Origin of the sequence: Thioalkalivibrio sp. ALMg11, from assembly GCF_000377905.1 — a bacterium.
Classification (GTDB): domain Bacteria; phylum Pseudomonadota; class Gammaproteobacteria; order Ectothiorhodospirales; family Ectothiorhodospiraceae; genus Thioalkalivibrio.
Map to the genome: position 1 here is coordinate 64,847 of NZ_KB898872.1, position 23,902 is coordinate 88,748.

General features: G+C 66.7%; 22 protein-coding genes. 5 read left to right on the forward strand and 17 right to left on the reverse strand.

Translation table 11 applies throughout. The features are described from left to right. The first annotated feature begins 48 nt into the window (after nt 1-48). Entirely contained in the window at nt 49-225 is a 177-nt protein-coding gene (locus D578_RS15240; protein WP_018948504.1) for a PLDc N-terminal domain-containing protein, read from the forward strand. Nucleotides 226-247: 22 nt separating this feature from the next. Here the strand turns inward: D578_RS15240 and D578_RS0102950 are convergent, their stop codons facing one another. Next, a complete protein-coding gene (locus tag D578_RS0102950) occupies nt 248-1,687 on the reverse strand; it encodes a MinD/ParA family protein (RefSeq protein WP_018948505.1) in 1,440 nt (479 codons plus the stop codon). 210 nt (nt 1,688-1,897) lie between these two features. On the opposite strand from D578_RS0102950, the gene D578_RS0102955 reads away from it, so the two are divergent. Both D578_RS0102955 and D578_RS0102960 read left to right on the forward strand, forming a co-directional pair. Beyond that, nucleotides 1,898-4,024 (forward strand): HDOD domain-containing protein, encoded by a 2,127-nt coding sequence (locus D578_RS0102955; protein ID WP_018948506.1) that lies wholly within the window; start codon nt 1,898-1,900, stop codon nt 4,022-4,024. 28 nt (nt 4,025-4,052) lie between these two features. Next, nucleotides 4,053-6,188: a bifunctional diguanylate cyclase/phosphodiesterase gene (locus D578_RS0102960; protein ID WP_018948507.1), complete on the forward strand. Its 2,136-nt coding sequence runs from the start codon at nt 4,053-4,055 to the stop codon at nt 6,186-6,188. A gap of 44 nt (nt 6,189-6,232) precedes the next feature. On the opposite strand, the gene D578_RS0102965 is transcribed toward D578_RS0102960, so the two are convergent. Further along, entirely contained in the window at nt 6,233-6,718 is a 486-nt protein-coding gene (locus D578_RS0102965) for a DUF1249 domain-containing protein (RefSeq protein WP_026289144.1), read from the reverse strand. Between the two features lie 428 nt (nt 6,719-7,146). Here D578_RS0102965 and D578_RS0102970 point away from each other — a divergent pair, with 428 nt between their 5' ends. Together D578_RS0102970 and D578_RS0102975 are read left to right on the forward strand one after the other, a co-directional pair. Next, entirely contained in the window at nt 7,147-8,784 is a 1,638-nt protein-coding gene (locus tag D578_RS0102970) for an alpha-D-glucose phosphate-specific phosphoglucomutase (protein WP_018948509.1), read from the forward strand. Nucleotides 8,785-8,787: 3 nt separating this feature from the next. Further along, entirely contained in the window at nt 8,788-10,161 is a 1,374-nt protein-coding gene (locus D578_RS0102975) for a sodium-dependent transporter (RefSeq protein WP_018948510.1), read from the forward strand. A gap of 24 nt (nt 10,162-10,185) precedes the next feature. On the opposite strand, the gene D578_RS0102980 is transcribed toward D578_RS0102975, so the two are convergent. The 15 genes from D578_RS0102980 to iscU form a co-directional block, all read right to left on the reverse strand. Beyond that, entirely contained in the window at nt 10,186-11,346 is a 1,161-nt protein-coding gene (locus tag D578_RS0102980; RefSeq protein ID WP_026289145.1) for an aminotransferase class I/II-fold pyridoxal phosphate-dependent enzyme, read from the reverse strand. A gap of 35 nt (nt 11,347-11,381) precedes the next feature. After that, on the reverse strand, nt 11,382-12,833 hold the full coding sequence (der, locus tag D578_RS0102985) for a ribosome biogenesis GTPase Der (RefSeq protein WP_018948512.1): 1,452 nt from the start codon (nt 12,831-12,833) through the stop codon (nt 11,382-11,384). Nucleotides 12,834-12,882: 49 nt separating this feature from the next. After that, nucleotides 12,883-14,043, reverse strand: coding sequence for an outer membrane protein assembly factor BamB (gene bamB, locus D578_RS0102990; RefSeq protein WP_018948513.1), 1,161 nt, complete (start codon nt 14,041-14,043; stop codon nt 12,883-12,885). Nucleotides 14,044-14,088: 45 nt separating this feature from the next. Beyond that, nucleotides 14,089-14,703, reverse strand: a complete 615-nt coding sequence (locus tag D578_RS0102995) for a tetratricopeptide repeat protein (RefSeq protein ID WP_018948514.1) — start codon at nt 14,701-14,703, stop codon at nt 14,089-14,091. 8 nt (nt 14,704-14,711) lie between these two features. Then, nucleotides 14,712-16,001, reverse strand: coding sequence for a histidine--tRNA ligase (gene hisS / locus D578_RS0103000; RefSeq protein ID WP_018948515.1), 1,290 nt, complete (start codon nt 15,999-16,001; stop codon nt 14,712-14,714). A 46-nt stretch (nt 16,002-16,047) separates the two neighbouring features. Continuing rightward, on the reverse strand, nt 16,048-17,205 hold the full coding sequence (locus tag D578_RS0103005; RefSeq protein WP_018948516.1) for a helix-turn-helix domain-containing protein: 1,158 nt from the start codon (nt 17,203-17,205) through the stop codon (nt 16,048-16,050). Beyond that, on the reverse strand, nt 17,202-17,972 hold the full coding sequence (gene pilW / locus D578_RS0103010; RefSeq protein ID WP_018948517.1) for a type IV pilus biogenesis/stability protein PilW: 771 nt from the start codon (nt 17,970-17,972) through the stop codon (nt 17,202-17,204). The genes D578_RS0103005 and pilW overlap by 4 nt, the downstream gene beginning before the upstream one ends. Beyond that, the gene (locus D578_RS0103015) at nt 17,969-19,102 is read right to left on the reverse strand and encodes a bifunctional tRNA (adenosine(37)-C2)-methyltransferase TrmG/ribosomal RNA large subunit methyltransferase RlmN (RefSeq protein ID WP_018948518.1); all 1,134 of its coding nucleotides are present in this window, start codon (nt 19,100-19,102) and stop codon (nt 17,969-17,971) included. Before D578_RS0103015 ends, pilW begins: the two co-directional genes overlap by 4 nt. 108 nt (nt 19,103-19,210) lie before the next feature. Continuing rightward, complete coding sequence (ndk, locus tag D578_RS0103020) at nt 19,211-19,642, reverse strand: nucleoside-diphosphate kinase (RefSeq protein WP_018948519.1); 432 nt, start codon at nt 19,640-19,642, stop codon at nt 19,211-19,213. Nucleotides 19,643-20,015: 373 nt separating this feature from the next. Then, on the reverse strand, nt 20,016-20,219 hold the full coding sequence (gene iscX, locus D578_RS0103025) for a Fe-S cluster assembly protein IscX (RefSeq protein WP_018169506.1): 204 nt from the start codon (nt 20,217-20,219) through the stop codon (nt 20,016-20,018). A 14-nt stretch (nt 20,220-20,233) separates the two neighbouring features. Further along, nucleotides 20,234-20,572, reverse strand: coding sequence for an ISC system 2Fe-2S type ferredoxin (gene fdx / locus D578_RS0103030; RefSeq protein ID WP_018169505.1), 339 nt, complete (start codon nt 20,570-20,572; stop codon nt 20,234-20,236). Between the two features lie 4 nt (nt 20,573-20,576). After that, complete coding sequence (hscA, locus tag D578_RS0103035; protein ID WP_018948520.1) at nt 20,577-22,460, reverse strand: Fe-S protein assembly chaperone HscA; 1,884 nt, start codon at nt 22,458-22,460, stop codon at nt 20,577-20,579. A 31-nt stretch (nt 22,461-22,491) separates the two neighbouring features. After that, on the reverse strand, nt 22,492-23,016 hold the full coding sequence (gene hscB, locus D578_RS0103040) for a Fe-S protein assembly co-chaperone HscB (RefSeq protein ID WP_018948521.1): 525 nt from the start codon (nt 23,014-23,016) through the stop codon (nt 22,492-22,494). A gap of 105 nt (nt 23,017-23,121) precedes the next feature. Continuing rightward, nucleotides 23,122-23,445, reverse strand: coding sequence for an iron-sulfur cluster assembly protein IscA (gene iscA, locus D578_RS0103045; protein WP_018948522.1), 324 nt, complete (start codon nt 23,443-23,445; stop codon nt 23,122-23,124). Between the two features lie 7 nt (nt 23,446-23,452). Further along, on the reverse strand, nt 23,453-23,863 hold the full coding sequence (gene iscU, locus D578_RS0103050; RefSeq protein ID WP_018948523.1) for a Fe-S cluster assembly scaffold IscU: 411 nt from the start codon (nt 23,861-23,863) through the stop codon (nt 23,453-23,455). Nucleotides 23,864-23,902: the final 39 nt, after the last annotated feature.

The window sequence follows — 23,902 nt, forward strand, 5'->3', positions numbered from 1 at the left end:
CAGCTTGGGAGACGCAAACCAACACGCTTGAACCTTAAGGAGCATCGCATGGGCATTGAAGTCACCGGTATTCTGGGCCTGATCTGGCTGTTGATCGTCATATGGGCGATCGTGCGGACCGCGCAGAGCCCCGCGACCCCCGTCGTGAAGGTAGTGTGGATCCTGATCCTGCTGTTCCTGCCGCTTCTGGGCCTGATCGCCTGGCTGCTGCTCGGCCCCAAGTAGGTCGTGCGCGGGCGTGAGGCGATCACATCCGTCGCAGGAACTCCGCGAGGGTCGCTGCGTCGTCGTCCCGCTGACGCAGCCGCTCGAGTAGCGCTTCCTGAGGGCCGAAGCGGGCGGAGTCATAGGCCTGCACACATGCCCCCGAGCGCGCTGGAGCAGCCCCGTGGACCGGCTCGTCCCGGCGACCCTGCCAGCCGAAATCGGGCGGAGGGCCGTCGGCCACGGGTCGCCGGCTGTCTCCCGCTTGCTTGACCGCCGCGGCCGGTACGGCCTCGAGCTGATCGTTCACGGGCACAAGCCGCGCGCGCAGTCCCTCCAGCAACTCGGCATGGTCATCCGGACCGGCCTGCAGTTGCTCCACCAACGCCAACAGGTCGATTGCAGGGCCGCCCGTTCGCGCCCGGTACTGCTCGTGCATGGCGTCCAATGTGGCCGCCAACGTCCCGGGATCGGCGGCGTCCAGGGCCGCATCGAAGGCCGCGCGCAATCGGCCGAGGACACCCTCGTCACTGCCCGACCCTTCCGACGCATGGCTGGCCGCGGGCGGCTCCGCGGCGAGCGCTGGGGCTTCCGTGTGGGAATCTTCCGCATCCTCCTCTGGATGGGCATTCACAGCCAGGCTGTCCGGCTGCAGACGACGCTGCCAGAAACGGCTGAACGCGGGCGCGTCATCCTGCGGAGGGCTGTCTTCCAGGGCATTCGCCAGGCGCTGGAACGGACGGGCCGAGGGGTCGTTCTCGGCGAACAGGGCGACCGGGTGCTGCAACGTGACAGCCGAGCGCAGGCTTTCGTCGCGCTGGACGAAGCCGAGAAATTCGACCCGGGTATGCAGGTATTTCTCGACGGCATTGGCAAACCGCTGGAAGACGCTGCGGGCCTCGGCGACATCCGCCACCATGTTGACGATCACGCGGACATCCAGGGCCTGACGCCGCAACACCAGCTTGAGCAGGGAGAATGCATCGGTCAGCGAGGTCGGTTCCGGCGTCAGCACCAGCAGGACCTGGTGCCCGGCCGCGAGGAAATCGAGCGTGGTATCACCGATGCCCGCGGCGGTATCCAGCAGCAGATCGTCGAAATCCGCCTCGATGTTCGCCAGTTCCTCCACCAGACGCTGCTGATGCGCGTCGGAGAGCTCCGCGTATTCGCGGATGCCACTGGCGCCGGGGATAATCTTCAGGCCGTGCGGCCCTTCCATCAGGATATCGCGGATACCACATTCGCCCGCCAGGACCTCCCCCAGGCCCTGTTCCGGGCGCAACCCCAGCAGGATGTTCACGTTGGCGAGGCCGGTATCCCCATCCAGGATGCCGACCCGCCGCCCGCGCCGCGCCAGCGTGATCCCCAGGTTCACCGCGATGCTGGACTTGCCCACCCCGCCCTTGCCACTGGCCACGACAAGAACCCGCGGGCGGGCGGCGGCCCCGGAGCGGGTATCCGTCGAAGCGCTGTGACCGGGCATCGCGGCTTCCTGCATTGCACTCATCGGCATTGGGAAAGAATGACGGCGAACTCACGGTCGGTCTACCCCATTCGGTGGCGCGGGGCAATACCACTCAGTATAGTCAGGTACCAGTGGTGATCCGGCAGACTGCATCAGACTTTCGGTTCCGGACACGCACACAGGGCAAAAGGCGCGGCAGGCCAACTGCACGCGACCGGGGGGGGCAGCATGACGAGCGTCAATACGGCAACGGACGGTCTACCGAGCCTGCCCCAGGCGCTCATCCCGGTACTGGACGCCACCCAGGCCCACGAAGCCGATTTCCAGTCCCTGACGCGCGCGATCCTGCAGGACGCCGGCATGTCCAGCCGCCTGCTGCAGGCGGCCAACTCACCCTTCTACTATCGCGGTTCCCCCTGCCGAACGATCGACCGTGCCCTGTTCAGCCTGGGCCTGGATACCGTTCGCAGCCTGGCCCTGACCGCGGCGATCCAGCAGCTGTTCGGCGAGTTCGGCCCGCGCCATCGCGGCTACCTGCGCACCATCTGGCAACGCGCGCTGACCACCGCCAACCTGGCGCAGGTGCTGGCGACCCTCACCCGCTATCCGCGCCCGGAGGAGGCCTACCTCGCCGGGCTGCTGATCGACATCGGACGCCTGGTCCGCCTGGTCGGTGACGAGGGTCACTACTGGCCCATCCTGCAGGCCGCCGAAGACGACCCGCACCTGATCGAGACCGAGCGCACCACCTACAGCCAACACTACGGGGAGCTGGGCGGCGAATGCCTCGAGGCCTGGGGACTGGGCCCCTTCGTGGCCGATGCAGTGCGCTACCACCTGGAACCGGCCGAACGCGTGCGCGACGCCCATCACCTGGTCAAGCTGGTCAACCTGTCGCATGCAATGGGCTGCCTGCCGGGCTCCGGCGCGCAGGATTCCGCAGCCAGGTGCAACGACACCGCCCTGGCCGCAGCAGACACCCTTTTCGGCCTGAACGAAGGACTTACGCGCGAGTTGCGCGGGCGGGTGGCCGAGGACGTGCGGCGAATCGCCGGATCACTGGAAATCGACCTGGGCACCACCCGGGCCACGGCGAATCAAAAGCCAGAGGAGACCGATCACGCGGCGGAGCGAGCACTGGCCGGGCGGGTGCGTGATCTGACCGAGCTGGAACGCATGAATGGCGAACTGGCCCGGGCGGCCGACCTGCAGGGGCGTTGCACCGCCGCGCGCCGCACCCTTTACCTGACGCTGGGCGTAGACCACAGCCTGCTGTTTCTGATCGACGACGACCACCAGTCCGTCGCCGCCTGGGTCGAGGACGACGAGACCCCCGATTTCACCCTGCCGCTGCTACCCGGGCGCAGCCTGGTGACCGATACGCTGCTGGATCGCGAGATTCAGCTTCACGAGGAAGAGAACGCCGCCAGATTGCCCGTGATCGACCAGCAACTGTTCCGGCTGTGCGCGGCCGAAATCCTGTGGAGCTTTCCGCTACTCGCCGACGGCCAGGAACCCGCAGGGGTGCTGATCCTGGGGCTTACGCGCAGTCAGGCGCAGGCCCTGGAGGCCCGCTCGGACTTCATCGGCTCCCTCGCACACGAGATCGCCCGGGCGCTGGTCGCCACCCCGAAGCCGGCGGACGCCCTGAACGACGCCACCGAGCAGCGCATCCGCGACACGGTCCACGAGGCCGGAAACCCGCTCAGCATCATCCAGAACTACCTGGGCGTACTGAATCACAAGCTCGGCGAGGAACACGAAGCGCGCCACGAGCTGGGCCTGATCAAGGACGAAATCGACCGGGTCGGGCGCATCCTGCTGCGTCTGCGCGATCCGCAGGCCGCCGGGAACGAGGAGACTGGACCGGCCTCGCTGAATGCGCTGGTCCGCCAGGTCGCAGATATCGTGGACGGCTCCCTCTGCCGGACACGAGAGGTCCGCCTGCACCTGGATCTGACTCCCTCCGATCCGCCGCTGTCGGTCCCCGCGGATCACCTGCGGCAAATCCTCATCAATCTTCTGAAGAACGCGTCCGAGGCCCAGGCGTCCGGTGGGGAGATCACCATCTCCACCCGTGCCCCGACCACCGTGAACGGCCGCCGGGTCGTGCCCCTCTCGGTGGAGGACAAGGGGCCCGGGCTCCCTGCCGAGGTCCAGGCCGCAGCATTCGCGCCAGTGACATCGACCAAGGGTACAGGCCATGCCGGGCTGGGGCTCAGCATCGTCAAACGCCTGACCGAGGAGATCGGTGCGGGACTCTCATTCACCAGCGGGAGCGCAGGGACGCGCTTCGAAATCGCACTGCCCCACGCATCACAGGGGTTGGCGAGCGCATCAGGGACGACGCGGTAAATGATTCGCTACTGACCACGAGACCCCGATGCCCGAACGCGACGCGCCGATCGACCCCCAGTCCGTCAGAATCCTCATTGCCGATGACGATCCCGGCCTGCTCGAGAGCCTGCGCGGACTGCTCACCATTGAGGGCTACCCCGTCCGGACGGCCGTGGGGGGTGGCGCCGCCATCGAGGCCCTGCGCGAAAAGCGCTACGACCTGCTGCTGCTCGACCTCACCATGCCGGAACTCGACGGGCTGGACGTACTGCGCTTCATGCAAGCCGCCGGGCTCGAGACTCTCACCGTGGTCGTCAGTGGCAACAGCACGGTGGAGGATGTCGCCGGGGCTCTGCGCGAGGGGGCCCACGACTACCTGAAAAAGCCCTACGAACCCGCCGAGTTACTGGCCACCGTCCGCAATGCCCTGCACCACAAGGCGCTGGAGGACACCAATCGGACCATGCGGGCCCGCCTGGAGAAGTCCGAGCGCCTGCACCGGGTGATCGTCAATAACTCCCCTGATATTGTCTTCGTTCTCGGCGCCGACCATCGCTTCCGTTTCGTCAATTCACGTGTACACGAGCTCCTGGGCTATGCCCGCCGCGACCTGATCGACAGCTCGGTATTCGACCTCGTCGAACCCGAGGATCGCGACAAGGCGGAATATTTCTTCGAACAGGCCGCCAGCCAGCACCCCCACATCCGCTCGGTGGAACTGGCCCTGAAGCCCGGCACGCCTTCGCGCAGCCGCCGCTTCTTCGAGGTCGCGGTATGGCCGTCCAGCAACGGCGACGACGCGGACAACGGCGAAACGCTGATCTACGGCACGGCACGGGATATCACCGACCGCAAGGAATCCGAGGCCTTCATCAACTTCCAGGCCTATCACGACCTGCTGACCCGACTGCCCAACCGGGCACTGTTCCGCGACCGGGTCGATGTGGCCATCTCGCATGCACACCGCTCGGGCACCCAGCTGGCGGTGCTGTTCATCGACCTGAACCGCTTCAAGGTGATCAACGACTCCCTCGGTCACACCGTGGGCGACCGCCTGCTGCAGGAGGTCGCCCAGCGGCTGCAAGCCTGCACCCGCAAGGGCGACACGCTGTCACGCTTCGGCGGCGACGAATTCACCCTGCTGATCCCCGGGCTGGCCAGCAACGAGGCCGCCATCCAGGTAGCCGACAAGATCCTGGAAAGCCTGCAGGCCCCGTTCAAGATCGGCGACCAGGAGCTGTTCGTCGGGGCCAGCATCGGCATCGCCATCTACCCGGATGCCGGCGACAACCTCGAGGCCCTGATCAAGAATGCAGATATCGCGATGTATCGCGAGAAGAGCAGCGGCAAGACGGGTGTCCGCGTGTACAGCCCGGACATGGGCGGCCATCCGCCCCGCCGGCTGCAATTGGAACAGGACATGCGCCGCGCGCTCGAGCGCGACGAGTTCCACATCCTCTACCAGCCGCAGGTGGATACAGAAACCGGGCATATGGTGGGCGTCGAGGCCCTGATCCGCTGGGACCACCCCACACTCGGGCTGCTGGGCCCGGCCGAGTTCATCCCGGTCGCCGAGGAAACGCGCCTGATCGTGGACCTCGACCGCCTGACGCTGCGCACCGCCATCCGCGAAGTCCAGCGCCACAGCCGCGACGACCACCCGGAACTGCGCCTGGCCGTGAACCTCTCGCCCGTGCTGGTCGAGCGCGACGACTTCGTCGAGGACTTCCTCGGCATCCTGGGCGAGACGGGCTTCCCGCCCGACCTGCTGGAGGTGGAGATCACCGAGAACCTGCTGATGAGCGATACCCCGGACACGGTGCACAAGCTGAACCGCCTGGGGGCCGCCGGCGTGCAAATCGCGGTGGACGACTTCGGCACCGGCTACTCCTCGCTCAGCTACCTGCAGAAACTGCCGATCCACACGCTCAAGATCGACCGCAGCTTTACCCAAACGATCTGCCGCGAGGACGAGGCGTGCATCGTCAACGCCATCATCTCCATGGCCCGCGGGCTGAACATGAATATCGTCGCCGAAGGGGTGGAGACCGAGGCCCACCGCGACTATCTGCGCAAGCTGGAATGCCCGATGATTCAGGGCTTCCTGTTCGGCCAGCCGGCGCCACTGCATATCCTGCTGCAGAACGATGCCCTATTCGCGGCACCCGCTACCTGCCAGTAGCCTCCCCGGCAACGAAGGAGACGCTGCGACTCCCTTGCGTCTCCCTACGAATCGGCCGCGACCACCTCTGACGCCGCATCGGCAAGGAAGCGGTGCCCCTGGCGCAGGCAGTAGCGCAGCCACTTGTACAGGAACCGGTTATGCCTCCAGCGGCAGACCAGGCCCGGGTGACCGGTCAGCATCTCTGGCGCGCGACCGTCACCAATCGTGCGGCAGTGCAGTTCCAGCACCTCCGCCTGCCGCGCATCGTGGAACATGCGTACGCGCATGTCCGGCTGTTGCCGACGCTCGCCCTGGTGGTCGAATTGGTAGGTCAGGTGCAGCGTGGTCGTGTAGCGGGTGCGCTCCAGCACCTCCAGGTGCAGATCCAGCGCACCCTCGACCCGCGAGACCGAACGCAACGGCTGCCGCTCCAGCTCGGGGCACAAACGCCGCAGCGCGAGATAGTTCTCCTCGTACATCTCCATCAGCGCCGCAAAGCTCTCGGGCCTGGGCTCCAGATGGGATGGGGTCTTACGCTCGAGCAACATGTCGCGCAGTCTAACAGCACCGTTTTGCGGGACACCGATTGTCCGCATCCAGGGCAGGACACCCCCGGGGCTTTTTGGTAACGTCGGTAGGGGAGGTGCCAAGCAATGTTGTACACGCACGCGGTGGTGTCCATGTTCTCCGTGACTCGGCACGGCACGCAGTCCGGCAGTGGTGCTACCGGCCGGTTCTCATCCTCATCAAGGCGCAACACAGGATTGGGGAACACGGGGCACCAACCTCACAAGCCAGCGAAAGACGGGGCTCGGCCGCCCGTGCTTGATGAAAACGGGCCCGCTGACTGCAAAACGGCTCCCTTGTGCCGAGCGACTACACGCCTGTCACCACGCCATGTCAGCACACAGAATCGACTCGAGCGCGAGCGTGCACATTGCTCAGCGTCTCCCTGGACAACAAGGATGAGCGACCCATGGACATAAGTGTCGTCACGACCCAACCCTTTCCCGATCAGAAACCCGGCACCTCCGGTCTGCGCAAGCGCGTCCGGCAGTTCCGCCAGCGGCACTATCTGGAGAACTACATCCAGAGCGTCTTCGATGCCTGCCCGGACCTGAAGAACGGCGAACTGCTGGTGGGCGGCGACGGGCGCTTCCACAATCGCGAGGCGATCCAGACCATCCTGCGCATGGCCGTAGCCAACGGCGTGCAGAAGGTCGCCATCGGGCATGGTGGGCTGCTGTCCACGCCGGCCGCCTCGTACCTGATTCGGTCACGTGGGGCCACGGGCGCCCTGATCCTGTCCGCCTCCCACAACCCGGGCGGGCCGGAGGGGGATTTCGGCGTCAAGCTCAACACCGCCAACGGTGGCCCGGCCCCGCACTCGGTGACCGACGCAATCTTCGAGCAGAGCACCCGCATCAGCCATTACCGCATCGCCAACGGCGCAGAGCATGTAGACATCGATCATCTACACGCAGTACAGATGGGCGACATGGACGTCGAGGTCGTCGATCCCGTGGGCACCTACGCCGACTACATGGCCACGCTGTTCGACTTCGACCGCATCGGCGAACTGTTGCGATCCGACCACTTCCGCATGCGCTTCGATGCCATGCACGCGGTCACCGGCCCGTACGCCGAAGAGATCCTGGTCAACCGCCTCGGGGCCCCGGCCGACACCATCCTGCGCGCGGAACCGCTGGCCGACTTCGGTGGCCGTCACCCGGACCCGAATCTTTCCCATGCGCGCGAATTGAGCGAGGCCCTGTTCGGCCGCGACGCCCCGGATTTCGGGGCCGCCTCGGACGGCGACGGCGACCGCAACATGATCCTCGGGCGCCGGTTCTTCGTCACGCCGTCGGACAGCCTCGCCATCATGGCCGCCAATGCCCATCACATCCCGGCGTTCGCCGACGGCCTGAAGGGCGTGGCCCGCAGCATGCCCACCAGCCAGGCCGTGGATGTGGTCGCGGAAAAGCTGGACCTCCCCTGTTTCGAGACCCCCACCGGCTGGAAATTCTTCGGCAACCTGCTGGACGACGGGCGCATCCGCCTGTGCGGCGAAGAGAGCTTTGGCACCAGTTCCGATCACGTACGCGAGAAGGACGGCCTGTGGGCCGTGCTGTTCTGGCTGAACCTGCTGGCCGTGCGCCGCCAGTCGGTCGAGGAGATCGTGCGTGATCACTGGCGCCAGTACGGCCGCCACTACTACACCCGCCACGACTACGAGGCCGTGGAGAGCGAACGCGCCGAACAGGTCATGGCGCGCATCCGCGAGCAGCTCTCGGTACTGCCGGGCCAGTCCCTGGCCGGCATGCGCGTCGCCCAGGCGGACGACTTCGCCTACCGCGACCCGGTGGACAACAGCCTGACCGAGCACCAGGGTCTGCGGGTACTGTTCGAGAGCGGTGCCCGCATCGTGTTCCGGCTGTCCGGCACCGGCACCGAGGGTGCCACCCTGCGCCTGTATATCGAGCAGCACGAGACCCATCCCGAGCACCTCGATGCCGATCCCCAGGAACTCCTGGGACCCCTGATCGACGCCGCCTCCCGCCTGGGCGATATCCCCGGCCTGACCCGCCGCGAGAAGCCCGACGTCATCACCTGATAGATGACCATCACTGCCACTGCGCAGCGCTGGAGCCACAGCTATGCCTTCTTCCTCGCGGCGACAGCCTCGGCGGTGGGGCTGGGGAACGTGTGGAAGTTTCCCTACATCCTCGGCCAGAACGGGGGTGGCGCGTTTCTCGTGGTCTACCTCGGCTGCATCGTCCTGATCGGCGTACCAATCATGATGGCGGAGGTCATGATCGGTCGCCGGGGCCGCCGCTCGCCTGGCTACGCGGCCCGCGAAGTGGCTCGCGAGAGCGGCGCCCACGACCTGTGGCAACTGGTCGGCTGGCTGGGCCTGTTCTCCGCCTTCCTGATCATGAGCTTCTACGTAGTGATCACCGGCTGGGCCTTCTCCTACGTCCACAAGGCCGCCACAGGCGCCTTTGCCGGGGCCGACGGCGACAAGGTGGCGGGGCTGTTCGCCGCAATGACCGCCTCACCCACCGAGATGCTCGCCTGGAGCACCCTCGCCGTCACCCTCGCCTTCGGCATCGTCGCCCTGGGGCTTCGCCAGGGGCTGGAACGCTGGCTGCATGTGCTGATGCCGGTGCTGCTGATCCTGCTCCTGACCGCGCTGGCCAGCGCCTGGTGGATCGGGGAACCCCGGCAAGCCCTGGACTTCCTGCTGCGACCGGACTTCTCCGCCCTGACCCCGCACGGCGTGCTGATTGCGGCGGGCCATGCGTTCTTCACCATGACACTGGCCTCCGGCGTGCTGATGATGTTCGGCGCCTACCTGCCGCAGCACACGTCCATCGGCCGCACTGCCATTGGCGTGGCACTGGCAGATACGGCGGTCGCCCTGATCGCGGGGCTGGCGATCTTCCCCATCGTGTTCGGTTTCGGGCTCGACCCGGCCGAAGGCCCCGGGCTGATGTTTCAGACCCTGCCGCTGGCACTGGCGGCCGTGCCGGCCGGCGTCCTGATGACGACCCTGTTCTTCGCCACCCTGAGCCTGGCCGCATTCAGCACCATGATCACGAACGTTCAGGCCTTCGTGCACCTGTTCCACGAGCGCCTGCATGCGTCACGCGTGCTCGCCGTCCTGGTGTGTGGCGGCGCGGTCTGGCTGCTGAGCCTGGCCAGCGTGTTTTCGTTCAGCGGCGCAGCCTGGGCGCGTCTCGACATCACCCTGCTGGGCCGCGAGATCCCGACGCTGTACCACGCCATCGAACACGTGGCCATCAACCTGCTGCTCCCGTTGGGGGGCCTGTTGATCGCGGTATTTGCCGGCTGGGTTGTGCATACCCGCGTGGCCCGCGACGAGCTCGCCCTGGCCCCCTTCGCGTTCACCATCTGGCGCTTCGTGCTCCGCTATGTTGCGCCGATCGGACTCGGTGCACTCCTGTTGAACCTGGCCGGTTGGATATAGCCCGACCGAGTGGGGCCAGGGGGATTACAGCAAGCCCCGCAGGCGCTCGACGGCCTCGCGCAGGCGGGACTCGGACTGGGTGTAGGCGATGCGCAGGTAGTCCCGACCCCGGCTGGGGCTGAAATCCGTCCCCGGCGTCAGGGCCACACCGGCCGTGTCCAGGACGCGCGCGCAAAGGGCCTCGGAGTCCGGGCCGTGGGCGGTACAGTCGGCATAGATGTAGAACGCGCCCTGCGGCCGCGCCTGGACCTCCAGCCCGAGCCCCGGAAGCGCCTCCAGCAGCACGTCCCGGCGGCCTTTCAGCTCGCGCACCCGAGATTGCAGCAACGCCTCGGTCTCGGGCGCAAAGGCCGCCAGCGCCGCGGTCTGGGCCATGCTGGCCGGGGCCACAAACAGGTTCTGTGCCAGGCGCCGCACCGGGTCTACCCAGGTCTCCGGCACGACCATCCAGCCGAGGCGCCAGCCAGTCATGGCGAAGTACTTGGAGAACGAGTTGATCACCACCACATCGGGGAAGTCGGCCGCGGCACTGGGCTCCGGGGTATCGAAGACGATCTGGGCGTAGATCTCGTCCATGATCACCAGGCCTCCGCGCTCGCGCACGACCTCGACGATCGCAGCCAGCCGATCACGCGACAGGCAGGTCCCGGTCGGGTTCGCCGGCGACCCCAACAGCACCGCACGGGTATTGGCGCCCCACGCGGCGGCGATCGACTCGGCAGTCGGCTGGAAGGCATGTTCGGCCTGGACGGGCAAGCCCACGGGGGGCGCACCGCGCGCGGCGACGAACTGGCGGTTGCAGGCATAGCCGGGGTCCGGCAGCAGGACTTCCTCGCCCGGGTTCACCCCCGCCGCCAGCGCCAGCAGGATGGCTGCGGAGGCCCCGGCCGTAATCACGATGCGGTCCGGATCCACTTCGGCCCCGTGACGCCGCTGGTAGTCGGCGGCGATCGCCTCGCGCAGGGCCTGGGTCCCGTGCGCCGGGGTGTAGCGGGTATCCCCCTCTGCCAGCGCGGCGCGGCCGGCCGCGATCACCGGGGGCGGCGTCGGAAAGTCCGGCTCCCCCACCTCCAGGTGAATGATGTCGCGCCCGGCGCGCTCGGCCGCCTGGGCCCGTGCCAGGATGTCCATCACCCGAAACGGCTCCACCACCTCGGCGAAGCCGGACAGCGCCGGATCACGAATCGGGTTGTCGGGATGTCCCGGGACCACGGTTGCGATCAGCGGCGCACGTGCCGCATCAGGCGCTTGCGCTTGTACTGCTGCCTCGGGGTGAGCTTGTTGCGCCGGCCCGCATAGGGATTGCGCCCGGAGCGGAATTCGAGCCGCAACGGTGTCCCGACCAGCTTGAGCTGCTTGCGGAAGAAGTTTTCCAGGTAACGCTTGTAGCTCCCGGCAAGCGCGTCGGTCTGATTGCCGTGGATCACGATCACCGGCGGGTTCTGGCCACCCTGGTGCGCGTAGCGCAACTTGATCCGCCGCCCGCTGATCATCGGCGGCGCATGCTCGGCCACCGCGGCCTCCAGCAGGCGCGTGAGCTCCGGCGTGGACATCTTGCGGAAGGCACTGGCGTGGGCCTCGCACACGTCGTCCAGCAGGTGCCCGACATTGGTGCCGTGCAAGGCCGAGATCAGGCGCATGCGGGCAAAATCGACAAAGCCCAGGCGCCGGTCCATCTCGTCGCGGATGCGTTCGCGCGCGTGGTCGTCCAGGCCATCCCACTTGTTCACGGCCAGCACCAGCGAGCGCCCGGCCTCGATCACCATCCCCAGCAGGTGGGAATCCTGATCCGACAGGCCGGCATGGGCATCCACCACCAGGACCACCACGTGGGCGGACTCGATCGCCTGCAGCGTCTTGATGACGCTGAATTTCTCGATCACCTCGTGGACCCGGCCGCGGCGGCGCACGCCGGCGGTGTCGATCAGGGTGTACTCCTGACCGTCGCGCTCGAACGGGACAAAGATGCTGTCGCGGGTGGTGCCGGCCACCTCCGTGGCCACCACGCGCTCGTCGCCCAGGATGCGATTCACCAGGGTCGACTTGCCGACGTTGGGGCGCCCGACGATCGCCACGCGAATACCCGGCCAGTCATCCAGCGCCGCCTGCTGCGAGGCTTCGTCGAGGCCGTCACTGGCGGCCTCGTCGTCTCCGGCATCTTCACTGGCCGCCCGGCGCGCGGCCGCCACGTCCTTGCGCACCGCCTGCATCAGGCCCTGTACGCCGCGCCCGTGTGCTGCGGCAATGGAGGTCACCTGCCCCAGCCCGAGGGCGTAGAACTCGGCACTGACGGTATCGGCATCCAGGCCATCGGTCTTGTTCACCACGACACGCGCCTTTACACCGGCGCCGCGCAGCTGATCGGCAATCGCCTGATCCTGCGGCGTCAGGCCGTCACGAGCATCCACCATGAACAGCACATGATCCGCTTCGGCCACCGCGCGCTGGGTCTGTTCGGCCATCGCGCGGTCCATCTCCGCGCCCTCGCCCGAGAGCCCACCGGTGTCCACCACCAGATAGGGAAAATCGCCGACCTTGCCAATGCCGTACTGGCGATCGCGCGTCAGCCCGGCGACATCGGCCACCAGGGCATCGCGCGAGCGCGTGAGCTGGTTGAACAGCGTGGACTTGCCGACATTCGGGCGACCGATCAGGGCGATAACCGGGATCATCGGGAACCGCGACCTGCGCGCATAATCCGGCGTCCGGACATCTTGTGGCTCACTCGTCACCCCGGATCGAAGGGTTCACCGCGGTCAATTGTCCATTGTCGGTGACGACATACAGCGTCCCGTTCACCAGGGTCGGACGCGTGACTACGGAGCCGGAGCCGGCGCGCAGGCGGGCGACAATGCGTCCGTCCTCGACATCGATCCAGTGCAGGTAGCCCTCGTAATCACCGACGATGGCGTGCTGGCCGACCACCACCGGCGCGGTCACACCGCGCAGGCGCAGGCCATCCATCTGCCACAGGTCACCACCACTGCGGGGCTGCAGGCCCCACAGGTGGCTCTCGGCATCGGTCACGACCAGGACATCGGAACTCGTATCCACATCCCCGCCTTGATAGGAAGAAAAGTCACGGACCCAGAAGATCTCGCCGGAGTTGAGATCCAGCGCCGCGAGCCTTCCCTGGTAGGTGGCCGCAATGGCAGCGCCGCGATACATCGGGATATGCCCGTCCAGATCCACCATGCGCTCGACTTCCGTGCGCCCGGTCGGGACGCCCAGGGTGGTCTCCCAAAGCACGTTGCCACGGTTGAGCCCCAGCATCAGCAGGCGGCCGTTGTCGAACCCGGCCAGCACACGGCCGGAGGTGATCTGCGGGCGCTGGGCCCCGCGCAGGCTCAGCGAGGGCGTGGTGCGCAGCGCGGTCCACTGGGTGGCGCCGGAATCGGCGTCCAGGGCATGGATGCGCCCGTCGTTGGTGCGCACAATGACCAGGCCACCGGACACATCCGAGACTGCCAGCACCTCGCTGGAGAGCGCGGCACGCCAGCGTTCGCCATCGCCGCCCAGATCCACGCCGATGGCGTAGCCGTCCAGCGTGCCGACCACGGCGAGGCCGTCACCGACGCCGACCCCCGCGGAGACCCGGGCATCATCCAGGCGCACCTGCCAGCGCTGGCTGCCGCCTTCGGGATTCAGGCCGGAGACCCGCCCGGAGGCGTCGCTCATCACCACCAGGTCCTCGGCGATGCCGGGGTAGATCTGCCACAGGAAGCGCTCGCCGCCGCTGCCCACCGAGCGCGACCACAGCCGTTCCGGCTGCCCCTCGGCCTCGAACTCCGGCAGGTCCGCCGGCGGCTCGGTGGTATCGCGCGACCACAGACCGCAGGCGCTCAGGGACAGGATCAGCGCGCTGGCAATCAGCAGGCGCACGACCGGACTCGCAAGGGAAGGCACAGACATCAGGCGACGGGTCCTCTAGACAGAAAGTTCTTCGTATTTCAGACGCAGGTACTCGGGGCCGTGCCCCGCGTCCAGTGCAGCCTCGTAATGCTCGCGCGCACGCTCGCGATCCCCGTGGGCGCGGGCCAGGTCCCCTTCGAGCTCGCGCTTCAGCCCCGTGAAGGCAACGCTGCGAACATCGGCCAGGGTCGCCTCGGCGTCATCCAGCCGCTCGGCCAGGATCATCTGGCGCGCAAGACGCAGGGTCAGCACCTCGCGATACCCACGATCGGGGGCAGCGTCGCGCGCCGCCTGCAGGGCGTCGATCGCGGTGTCGGTGTCGTCCTGCGCGATCGCTACATCGGCCCGGTAGACCCAGGCGAGCGCGCGGTAGGGCGTACCCCGTCCCTGTTCGATCACCGCGTCGGCCAGTTCCAGCGCGCGATCAGTCTGGCCGGTCTGGCCGGCGACCTGCAGGGCCTGATACATCTCGGAGGACACCTGGGCGCGCGATTCCTCGCGATCGCTCCACCAGTTCCAGCCGAACAGGCCGCCGACCCCGAGAACCAGGCCGGCCACAATCGCCATGCCGTTGTCCGCCCACCACTGCTTGATGCGTTCGGCTTTTTCTTCGTCGGTGAGATAACTCATCGTGTTCTCTATCCTTGCGTTGACTGCACTTGCAGGGCCGTACGCAGATGGCCTGCGAGGGCTGCACGGTCGACGGCCACCTGCTCGCCGCCCTGCGATCTTAACGGCTTCACCGTGACGGTGCCCGCGGCCAGCTCGTCACTTCCGAGCACCAGGGCATAGTGCGCCCCCAGCCGATCGGCACGTTTCATCTGCGACTTGAAGCTGCCGCCACCACAATGCTGGACCAGGCGCAGCCCCGGCAATTCGCCACGCAGCTGGTCCGCCAGTTGCAGTGCCGGGCCGACCAGTTCGTCGCCGCCGACGATCAGGTAGGCATCCGGACCCGGCGCTGCCGGGGCGTCTTCGCGCGCCTCCAGCAGCGCGACCAGCCGCTCCAGGCCCATCGCCATCCCGATCGCCGGGGTGCCACGGCCACCGAGCTGTTCGACCAGGCCGTCGTAGCGCCCGCCGGCGCAGACCGTGCCCTGGGCACCAAGATCCTCGGTGATCCACTCGAATACCGTATGCGTATAGTAATCGAGCCCACGCACCAGGCGCGGGTTGTGCTCGTACGCGATGCCCAGCGCATCCAGATGCGCGCACAGTCCGTCGAAATGGGCGCGCGACTCAGCGTCCAGATCATCCATCAGACTGGGGGCCTGCGCGACCACTTCGCGGGTATCCGGGTGCTTGCTGTCGAGGATGCGCATCGGATTGTCATAGAGCCGGCGCTGCGCCTCCTCGTCCAGGGCGTCACGATGCTGCTCGAAATAGGCGATCAGGTGGTCGCGGTAGCGCTGCCGGCTTTCCGGGGTTCCCAGCGTGTTCAGCTCGAGGCGCACGTTCGAGAGCCCGAGCATGCGCCACAGCCGTGCGGTCATCGCCAGCATCTCGGCGTCGACATCCGGCCCCGGCAGGCCGAACACCTCGACCCCAACCTGGTGGAACTGGCGGTAGCGCCCCTTCTGCGGGCGCTCATGGCGGAACATCGGCCCCAGGTACCAAAGCCGCTGCACCTGGTTGTGCAGCAAACCGTGCTGGATCCCCGCGCGCACGCAACTCGCGGTGCCTTCCGGGCGCAGGCTCAGGCTGTCGCCATTGCGGTCGTCGAAGGTGTACATCTCCTTCTCGACGATATCCGTCACATCGCCGATGGAGCGCTTGAACAGCTCGGTCGCCTCCACGATCGGCATGCGGATCTCGTGGTAGCCGTAGCCCTCCACAACCTCGCGCAGGGTGGCTTCCAGATGCTGCCAGACATGAATGGACTCGGGCAGGATGTCATGCATCCCGCGGATCGACTTGATCGCTTTCATGGTGTCTTTTTGTTTGTACGTGATGGCCTGCCGGAAAGACCCGGGTTCAGCCTTCCAGATCGAAGCGCGCGGTGCGGTCGCTCCGGATATGCGTCTCGACGTCTACCGGCTCTCCATCCAGCGTCAGCGAGACCCCGGACGCGTTGCCCAGGATCACCCGGCCAGGCAGGTCGAGGCGAATCTCCTCGCGGTCACCCGAACTGAGCACGCCGGTCAAAACCACCTCGTCGGCGGCGTCGCGGATCTCCACCCAGGAGGTCTCGCCGAACTCCAGCACCAGTTGCGCGCCCTCACCCGCCGCCGGACTTTCACCGGAAGTCTCGATCACCGGGGCGGCATCCAGTGAGGTTTCGCTTTCGGCCCGCGCGGGGGCCTCTGGCGTGACCGGCTCTTCCGGCACGGCCAGGGCCTCCGCCGGTACGGTGGATTCCGAGGCTGCTTCCGGGACGCCGGCCGATTCTTCGGCACCCGCCGGCTCAGGCTGGGCGCCCTCCGGGAGAACCTCCGGCGCGGGCGTATCGGGCGCCGGATCGGGGCTCTCGGTAATCGACGGGATGCGTCCTTCGGCGTCCGGGGTCTGCGTACCGGCGAGGCCCGGGACGGAATCCCGCGCATCGCCCAGATTCAGTGACGGCCACCCGGGTGTGTCCGTGCGCTCGCTCCAGGCGTAGACCCCAAGTCCCAGGAGGATCACGGCCAAGAGCAAGGCGAGCCAGTAGATGCCGCGCCCGCGCCGCCGCTGACGGCCGCGCGCGGAAGGCGTTGCGACCGCCCGGAGTTCGGGATCGACCATCCCGTGGCTCTCGAAGGACTGAATCCACGGATCCGCGTCCACGCCCAGTTCCCGTGCGCAGGAGCGCAGATACCCACGCACGTAAGCCGGTGGCATGTGGTGAAAGCGATTGGCTTCCAGGTCTTCCAGGGTGCCGCGCCCGAGGTGGATGCGGCTGGCCAGGGTCGCGGTGTCCAGACCGGCCGCCTCGCGCGCCCGACGCAGACTGGCCCCGGGCTCGTCCTCACCCCGGGCCGCCTCCGGTCCGGATTCCTCCCGGTGGTCCCGGGTGGTCAGGCCATGCGCCGCGGAGAACGACGGCTCCGGATCGGGGTCCGTACCTTCAGTGCGCAGGGAGGCGACATTGTTCGTTGAATCATCGACGTCCTCGACCCGCCCCAGGCCCGGTTCCTTGTCGCGTGGATCGCTCACCCTTCACGCTCCAGTCGGCGCAGCTCGGTCATCTCGTCGCTGTCCGGGTGATGACGACTCAGGCGTTCGGCACAGGCATTGGCCGCTCGGCTGTTGCCCAGCGCGCGTTCGGCCTGATAGCAAAGAAGCAGGGTCTCGGCATTTTCGACCCCCTGGCTGTCCAGTCGCTGCAGGAAGGCCCGCGTCTGCATCGGCCGGTCGCCCTGATAGGTCAGCCGGGCCATCTCCAGAAGCGCGCGGGGATACTGCGGATTGAGTTCCAGCGCCCGGCGCAACTGCCGCTCGGCCTCCTCGGCATCACCCGCGTCGGCGTGACAGACGCCGGAGTTCATATGGGCGATGTCGCGGCGATCGTAATCCGGGTTTTTAATCGCCTTGGCAAACAGCTCCTGAGCCTCGTCGAAGTCCTCGCGGGCGCAAAGCAATGCGCCCAGATTGGTCTGCGCAAAGGGATTGTCCTCGTCGCGCCGCAGGGCCCGGCGATAGTGTTCCTCGGCGCGGCCCAGCTGGTCCTTGCGCTCGTAGATGGCTGCCATGCCGATATTGGCGAGGACATAGCCGGGGTCATAATCCAGCGCCCGACGCAGGTTGCGCTCGGCCTGTTCGAACTCACCCTCGCGAAGATACCCGATGCCCAGTTCCGCATGCACCTCGGCGGCATTCTCGCGTTCGCCGGACACCGGTCGATCGGCCGTGGCGGCACAGCCACCCAGCAGCAGCGCCAGGGTCAGAACCCCGGCCAGGCGCAAACCTGCGCGTCCAGTCATGAAGCCCTCCGATCCGTCTGTGGCAACTCGGCATGCAGGCGGAACATGCGCATGCCACGATTGGTTCGATCCTCGACCTGCCCTACCAACTGCCCGCAGGCGGCATCGATGTCATCGCCCCTGGTGCGCCGGACGGTCGTCACGTAGCCGGCCTTCTGCAGGCGCCGCTCAAAGGCCAGCACGGTGGCCTCCGACGGGCGTTCGAACGGCGCCCCCGGGAACGGGTTGAACGGGATCAGGTTGATCTTGCCGGGAATGCCACGCAACAGCCCGGCAAGCTCATTGGCGTGCTCGGGCTGGTCGTTCACGTCGGCCAGCAGGACATATTCGAAAGTCACACCGCTGTGGGCATCGGTCGCCTCCACGTAGCGGCGGCAGCTGTCCAGCAGCGCGGCGAGCGGGTACTTGCGGTTGATCGGCACCAGACGGTCGCGCAGGGCGTCGTTTGGGGCGTGCAGGCTCACGGCCAGCGCGACATCGGTGTGCTCACTCAGGCGATCCAGGGCCGGGACCAGGCCGGAAGTCGAAAGGGTTACGCGCCGCCGGCTGAGACCGTAGGCATTGTCGTCGGTCATTAACTGACAGGACGGGACCACCGCATCGAAATTGGCCAGCGGCTCGCCCATACCCATCAGGACCACGTTGCTGACCGCCCGCTTGCGGCCTTCCGGCGCCGGGAGGCGCTGCATGGCCAGCCATACCTGACCGATGATCTCGGCACTGGTCAGATTGCGGTTGAAGCCCTGTTGCGCCGTGGAGCAGAAGGTGCAGTCGAGCGCACAACCGACCTGGGAGGAGATGCACAGCGTGCCGCGCCCGCCCTCGGGGATGAAGACGGTCTCGATGGCATTGCCGTCGGGGAGCCGCAGCACCCATTTGACGGTGCCGTCGGAGGAGGCCTTTTCCAGACCGATCTCGGGCACGCGGATCTCGGTCTCGCGCACCAGGCGATCGCGCAGCTTGCGCGATACGTCGGTCATCTGCTCGAAATCGGTGACCCCGCGCTGATGGATCCATTTGACCAGCTGGGTGGCACGAAAACGCGGCTCACCCCACTGCGCCAGCAGCTCGACGAGCTGTTGGTGGCTGTAGCCCAGGAGATTCAGGGGGGTGGAGGATGCGTGTGCCATAACAGGGACCGGTTGGCTCAAGTCCCCTAGTGTACTGTGCCGAAGGGATGCCTGCCTACGGGGCCCGGTGTGCGGTGCAACCGGACCCCGTAGCGCCTGCGGGCCGTCTTATCGGGTGCGCGGGCAGACGCCGTCGTCACCAAAGAAGAAAGCGATCTCGCGCTCGGCGGTCTCCGGGGCGTCGGAGCCGTGCACGGCGTTCTCGTCGATGGACACGGCGAAGTCGGCACGGATGGTGCCCGGGGCCGCTTCCTTCGGGTTGGTCGCACCCATGATGTCGCGGTTCTTGGCAATGGCGTCCTCGCCTTCCAGGGCCTGCACCAGCGCCGGGCCGGAGATCATGAACTCGACCAGATCGTTGAAGAACGGGCGTTCCTTGTGCACGTCGTAGAAGCCTTCGGCCTGCTCGCGGCTCAGGTGCATCATGCGCGCGCCGACGACCTTCAGACCGGCCTTTTCGAACCGGCTGATGATGTCGCCGATGGCATTCTTGGCAACGGCGTCAGGCTTGATGATGGAAAGGGTGCGTTCAACGGCCATGGGGAGGCTCTCCTGGTACTTGGATTGAATATCTCGGTCGCTGGGCCCGGCTGCAAACGCGAGAACCCGCCGAACGGCGGGTTCCCAACGCAAAAAAGACGCGGACGCAACGTGCGGCGCGTAGTCTAGCGACCTGACGCCCCTGCAGCAACGTCACCGGCCTTGATTCACCACGCAGCGCACGAAGAAGCTCAAGGGCGGATTTACCACAGGGAGCACAGAGGACACGGAATAGGTACAGGGAAAAGCACAGAAGTATCGGGATACGGCTTCAGATCGTTGAGCCCGCCCTGCCACCGGGTATGCCGTCCAACTTCTCTGTGCCCTCTGTGGTTACAAAGGCTATGCGCTTCGTGGTTCTTCCAAAACCGTGTCAGTCGTCGACGTCGGCCTCGTCCATCCAGGCGAGCTGGATCGCCTCGAGGACGCGCTCGCCCGAGCGTTCGGGGTCGTCATCGAATTCCGGCAGGTTCATCACCCACTGACGCAGATCCACGAAATTGATGTTCCGCGGGTCCACATCCGGGTGCTCGTCGGCCAACTGGATCGCAATTTCCTGGGTTTCGGTCCACTTCATCGCTTATTCCTTGATCAGTGGTTCTCGGAGACCTGGTTAATGGTGTACTTCGGCAGCTCGACCACCAGATCGTTGTCGGTCACGATCGCCTGACAGGACAGCCGCGAGTCCGGCTCCAGGCCCCAGGCCTTGTCGAGCATGTCTTCCTCGTCCTCGGTCGGCTCGTCCAGGCTGTCAAAGCCCTCGCGCACATAGACGTGGCAGGTCGTGCAGGCGCAGGACTTCTCGCAGGCGTGCTCGATCTCGATGCCGTTTTGCAGCGCGAGATCACAGATGCTGATGCCCGACGGGGCCTCGAGGGAGGCGCCTTCGGGGCAGATTTCCTCGTGGGGCAGAAAGATTACCTGGGGCATGTTCTCAGTTCCCTGCGTCGTATTCGCTAACGTTGTGACCGGCGAGTGCCCGCCGGATGCTGTCATTCATGCGCCGCGCGACGAAGGCCTCGGAGGCCTGCTCGACGCGCTTGCGCGCGGCCTCGATCGCGTCCGGGTCGTCGCCCTTCTCGCGTTCGGCGCGCAGGGCATCGCGCGCCTGTTCGATAGTCTGGCGCTCCTCCGGCTCCAGGTAGCGATCACCATCGGTCTGCAGCGCGGCGTCGATCGCCTCCAGCACGCGGTCGGCCTCCACCTGCTCCTCGCGCAGGCGGCGGGCCTCCATGTCATCGCGCGCTGAGGACGCCGAGTCGCGCAGCATCTGCTCGATCTCGGAATCGGTCAGGCCGTAGCTCGGCTTGACCTCGATATGTGCCTCCACGCCCTGGGTCTGTTCGCGCGCGGTCACGTTGAGCAACCCGTCGGCATCCACCTGGAAGGTCACGCGGATGCGCGCGGCACCCGCCACCATCGGCGGGATGCCGGACAGGGTGAACTGGGCCAGCGAGCGGTTGGCATCCACCACGTCGCGCTCGCCCTGCACCACATGCAGGGACATCGCCGTCTGGCCATCCTTGAAGGTGGTGAATTCCTGGGCCCGCGAGACCGGGATGGTGGTGTTGCGCGGGACAATGAACTCGACCAACCCGCCCATCGTTTCCAGGCCCAATGACAGTGGGATCACGTCCAGCAGCAGCAGTTCGGTATCGGGCTTGTTGCCGGCCAGGATGTCGGCCTGCTGCGCGGCGCCAATCGCCACCACGCGGTCCGGATCGATCCCGGCATGCGGGACCCGACCGAAGAAACCTTCCACCGCCTCGCGGACGGCGGGCATGCGGGTGGAGCCACCCACCAGCACGACCTCGTCAATCGCATCCGTCTCCAGGCCGGCATCCGCGAGGACCTGCTGGCAGGCCTTCATGGTGCGATCCAGCAATGGACGAGCCAGCCCTACGAGGGTTTCCCGATCGAGCTCGCCGGACCAGGTGGAGCCGTCCGCGCGCACGACCTCGACCGGGGTGCTCTCGGCGTCAGTCAGGGCTTCCTTCGCCTGACGCGCGGCCAGCAACACACGACGGAGGCGCTGCGGGTCGTTCTCGCCGCCCATCCCGGCCTGGTTCAGTAGCCAGTCGGCGATGGTGCGGTCGATGTCATCGCCGCCCAGGGCCGAGTCGCCACCGGTCGCCAGCACCTCGAACACGCCTCGGCGCAACTGCAATATGGAGATGTCGAAGGTCCCGCCGCCCAGGTCGTAGACGGCGATGGTGCTCTCATCACGCTGATCCAGCCCGTAAGCCACGGCTGCTGCGGTCGGTTCGCTGATCAGGCGGAAAACGTTCAGCCCCGCCAATTGCGCGGCATCGCGCGTGGCCTGGCGCTGGGCATCATCGAAGTACGCGGGCACGGTGATCACCACGCCCTCGAGTTCGTCGCCCAGGGTCGCCTCAGCCCGCTGGCGCAGGGTATGGAGGATATCGGCGGACACCTCCACGGCGGTCTTGTCGCCGGCGGCCGTCTCGATCCGCGGCACGCTGGACTCGCCAGTCTTGAGGCGGAACGGCAACTCACCGGACAGGCGCGCGACATCCGCCGCTCCGCGCCCGATCAGGCGTTTAACCGAGGCGATGGTGTTATGCGGATCATCCGCCGCGTGTTCCGCGGCTGCATGCCCCACGCTCACCCCGTCCGCAGCGTAGTGCACCACTGAGGGGAGGATATGCCGACCCTGCTCGTCGGGCAGGGTATTCGCCTCGCCACTACGAACCGTGGCGACCAGCGAATGGGTCGTGCCGAGGTCGATCCCGGCCGCGAGGTGGCGCTGATGCGGCGCGGACTCGGCTCCGGGTTCGGTGATCTGCAATAACGCCATCGGGTCTTCGGCTCCTTCACACGGCCGCGGATTACCCGCGCGCCAGGTTCTGTCGGGTTCGTTTCAGTTCGTCCAGCAAGCGGTCAAAAAAGCGCAATTCCAGCACCCGGTCCTTGGCCTCAGGCGCCGGGTCCAGTGGGTCCTTCAGGGCATCCGCGACCTTTGCCCGCGCCTCGACCCGGGCCTGTTCCAGCTCCTCGCCGGCGACCTCCAGTGCTGCACTGTCCCTGGCCGCTGCGGCCTCTTCCATGCGTTCGCGCCATTCGATCTGTGCCTCGATGAACTCGATGTTCTGGCTGGTATCGCGTTCCGGATCGAACGCCACGCCGGTGCGCTCCAGCAGATGCAGCGCACGGCGGTAGTCATCCCCGAGGATCGCGTAGGCCTCGTTCACGTCGGCCGCCACCGCCGCCGCCATGCGCCGGGCCTGGTCGCCCTGGCGCACGAAGCGATCCGGATGCAACTCTGCCTGCAGGCGGCGAAAGCGCTCGTCCAGCTGTTGCCGGTCCACCTCGAAGGCGACCGGCAGGTCGAACTGCTCGAATGGGTCGTTCATCAACTCTCGGCCTCGGGAAGCACTGGCGACGCACTGACAAAAGAAAAGGGGTGGGACGACGACCAGCAATCGGCCGCCATGCACCACCCCGGATGCGATATTCAGTCAGATACTGAAGCTTTCACCACAGCCGCATCGGGCCTTCTCGTTCGGGTTGTTGAACTTGAACCCCTCGTTCAGGCCTTCCTTGCCGAAATCCAGCTCGGTGCCATCGAGGTACACGAGGGACTTCGGGTTCACCACCAGCTTCACGCCGCGATCCTCGAACACCGTATCGGTGTCCTCGATATCGTCGGCAAACTCCACCACGTAGGCCATGCCGGAGCAGCCGGTCGTCCTGACAGCCAGCCGAACACCCACGCCCTTGCCCCGTTGATCGAGGAAGTTGTGGATCCGCTCGGCTGCGGGTTCGGTCACTGTAATCGACATAGCTCCCTCAGGCAGACTGCTTCTCGGCTTCCGCGGCCTCGCCGTGGCGCTCCTGGTAGTTGGACACGGCCGCCTTGATCGCGTCCTCGGCCAGCACGGAGCAGTGGATCTTCACCGGCGGCAGCGCCAGTTCCTCGGCGATCTGGGTGTTCTTGATCTGGCTCGCTTCTTCCAGGGTCTTGCCACGCACCCATTCGGTGAGCAGCGAGCTGGAAGCGATCGCCGAACCGCAACCGTAGGTCTTGAACTTGGCGTCTTCGATGATGCCGTCGTCGTTGACCTTGATCTGCAGCTTCATCACGTCACCGCAGGCCGGGGCGCCGACCATGCCGGTGCCGACCGTGTCGTCGTTCTTGTCGAAACTGCCGACGTTGCGCGGGTTTTCGTAGTGGTCCAGAACCTTGTCACTATAAGCCATGACCGTTCTCCTGTTGCGTGTGTACGCGTTGCGTTAGTG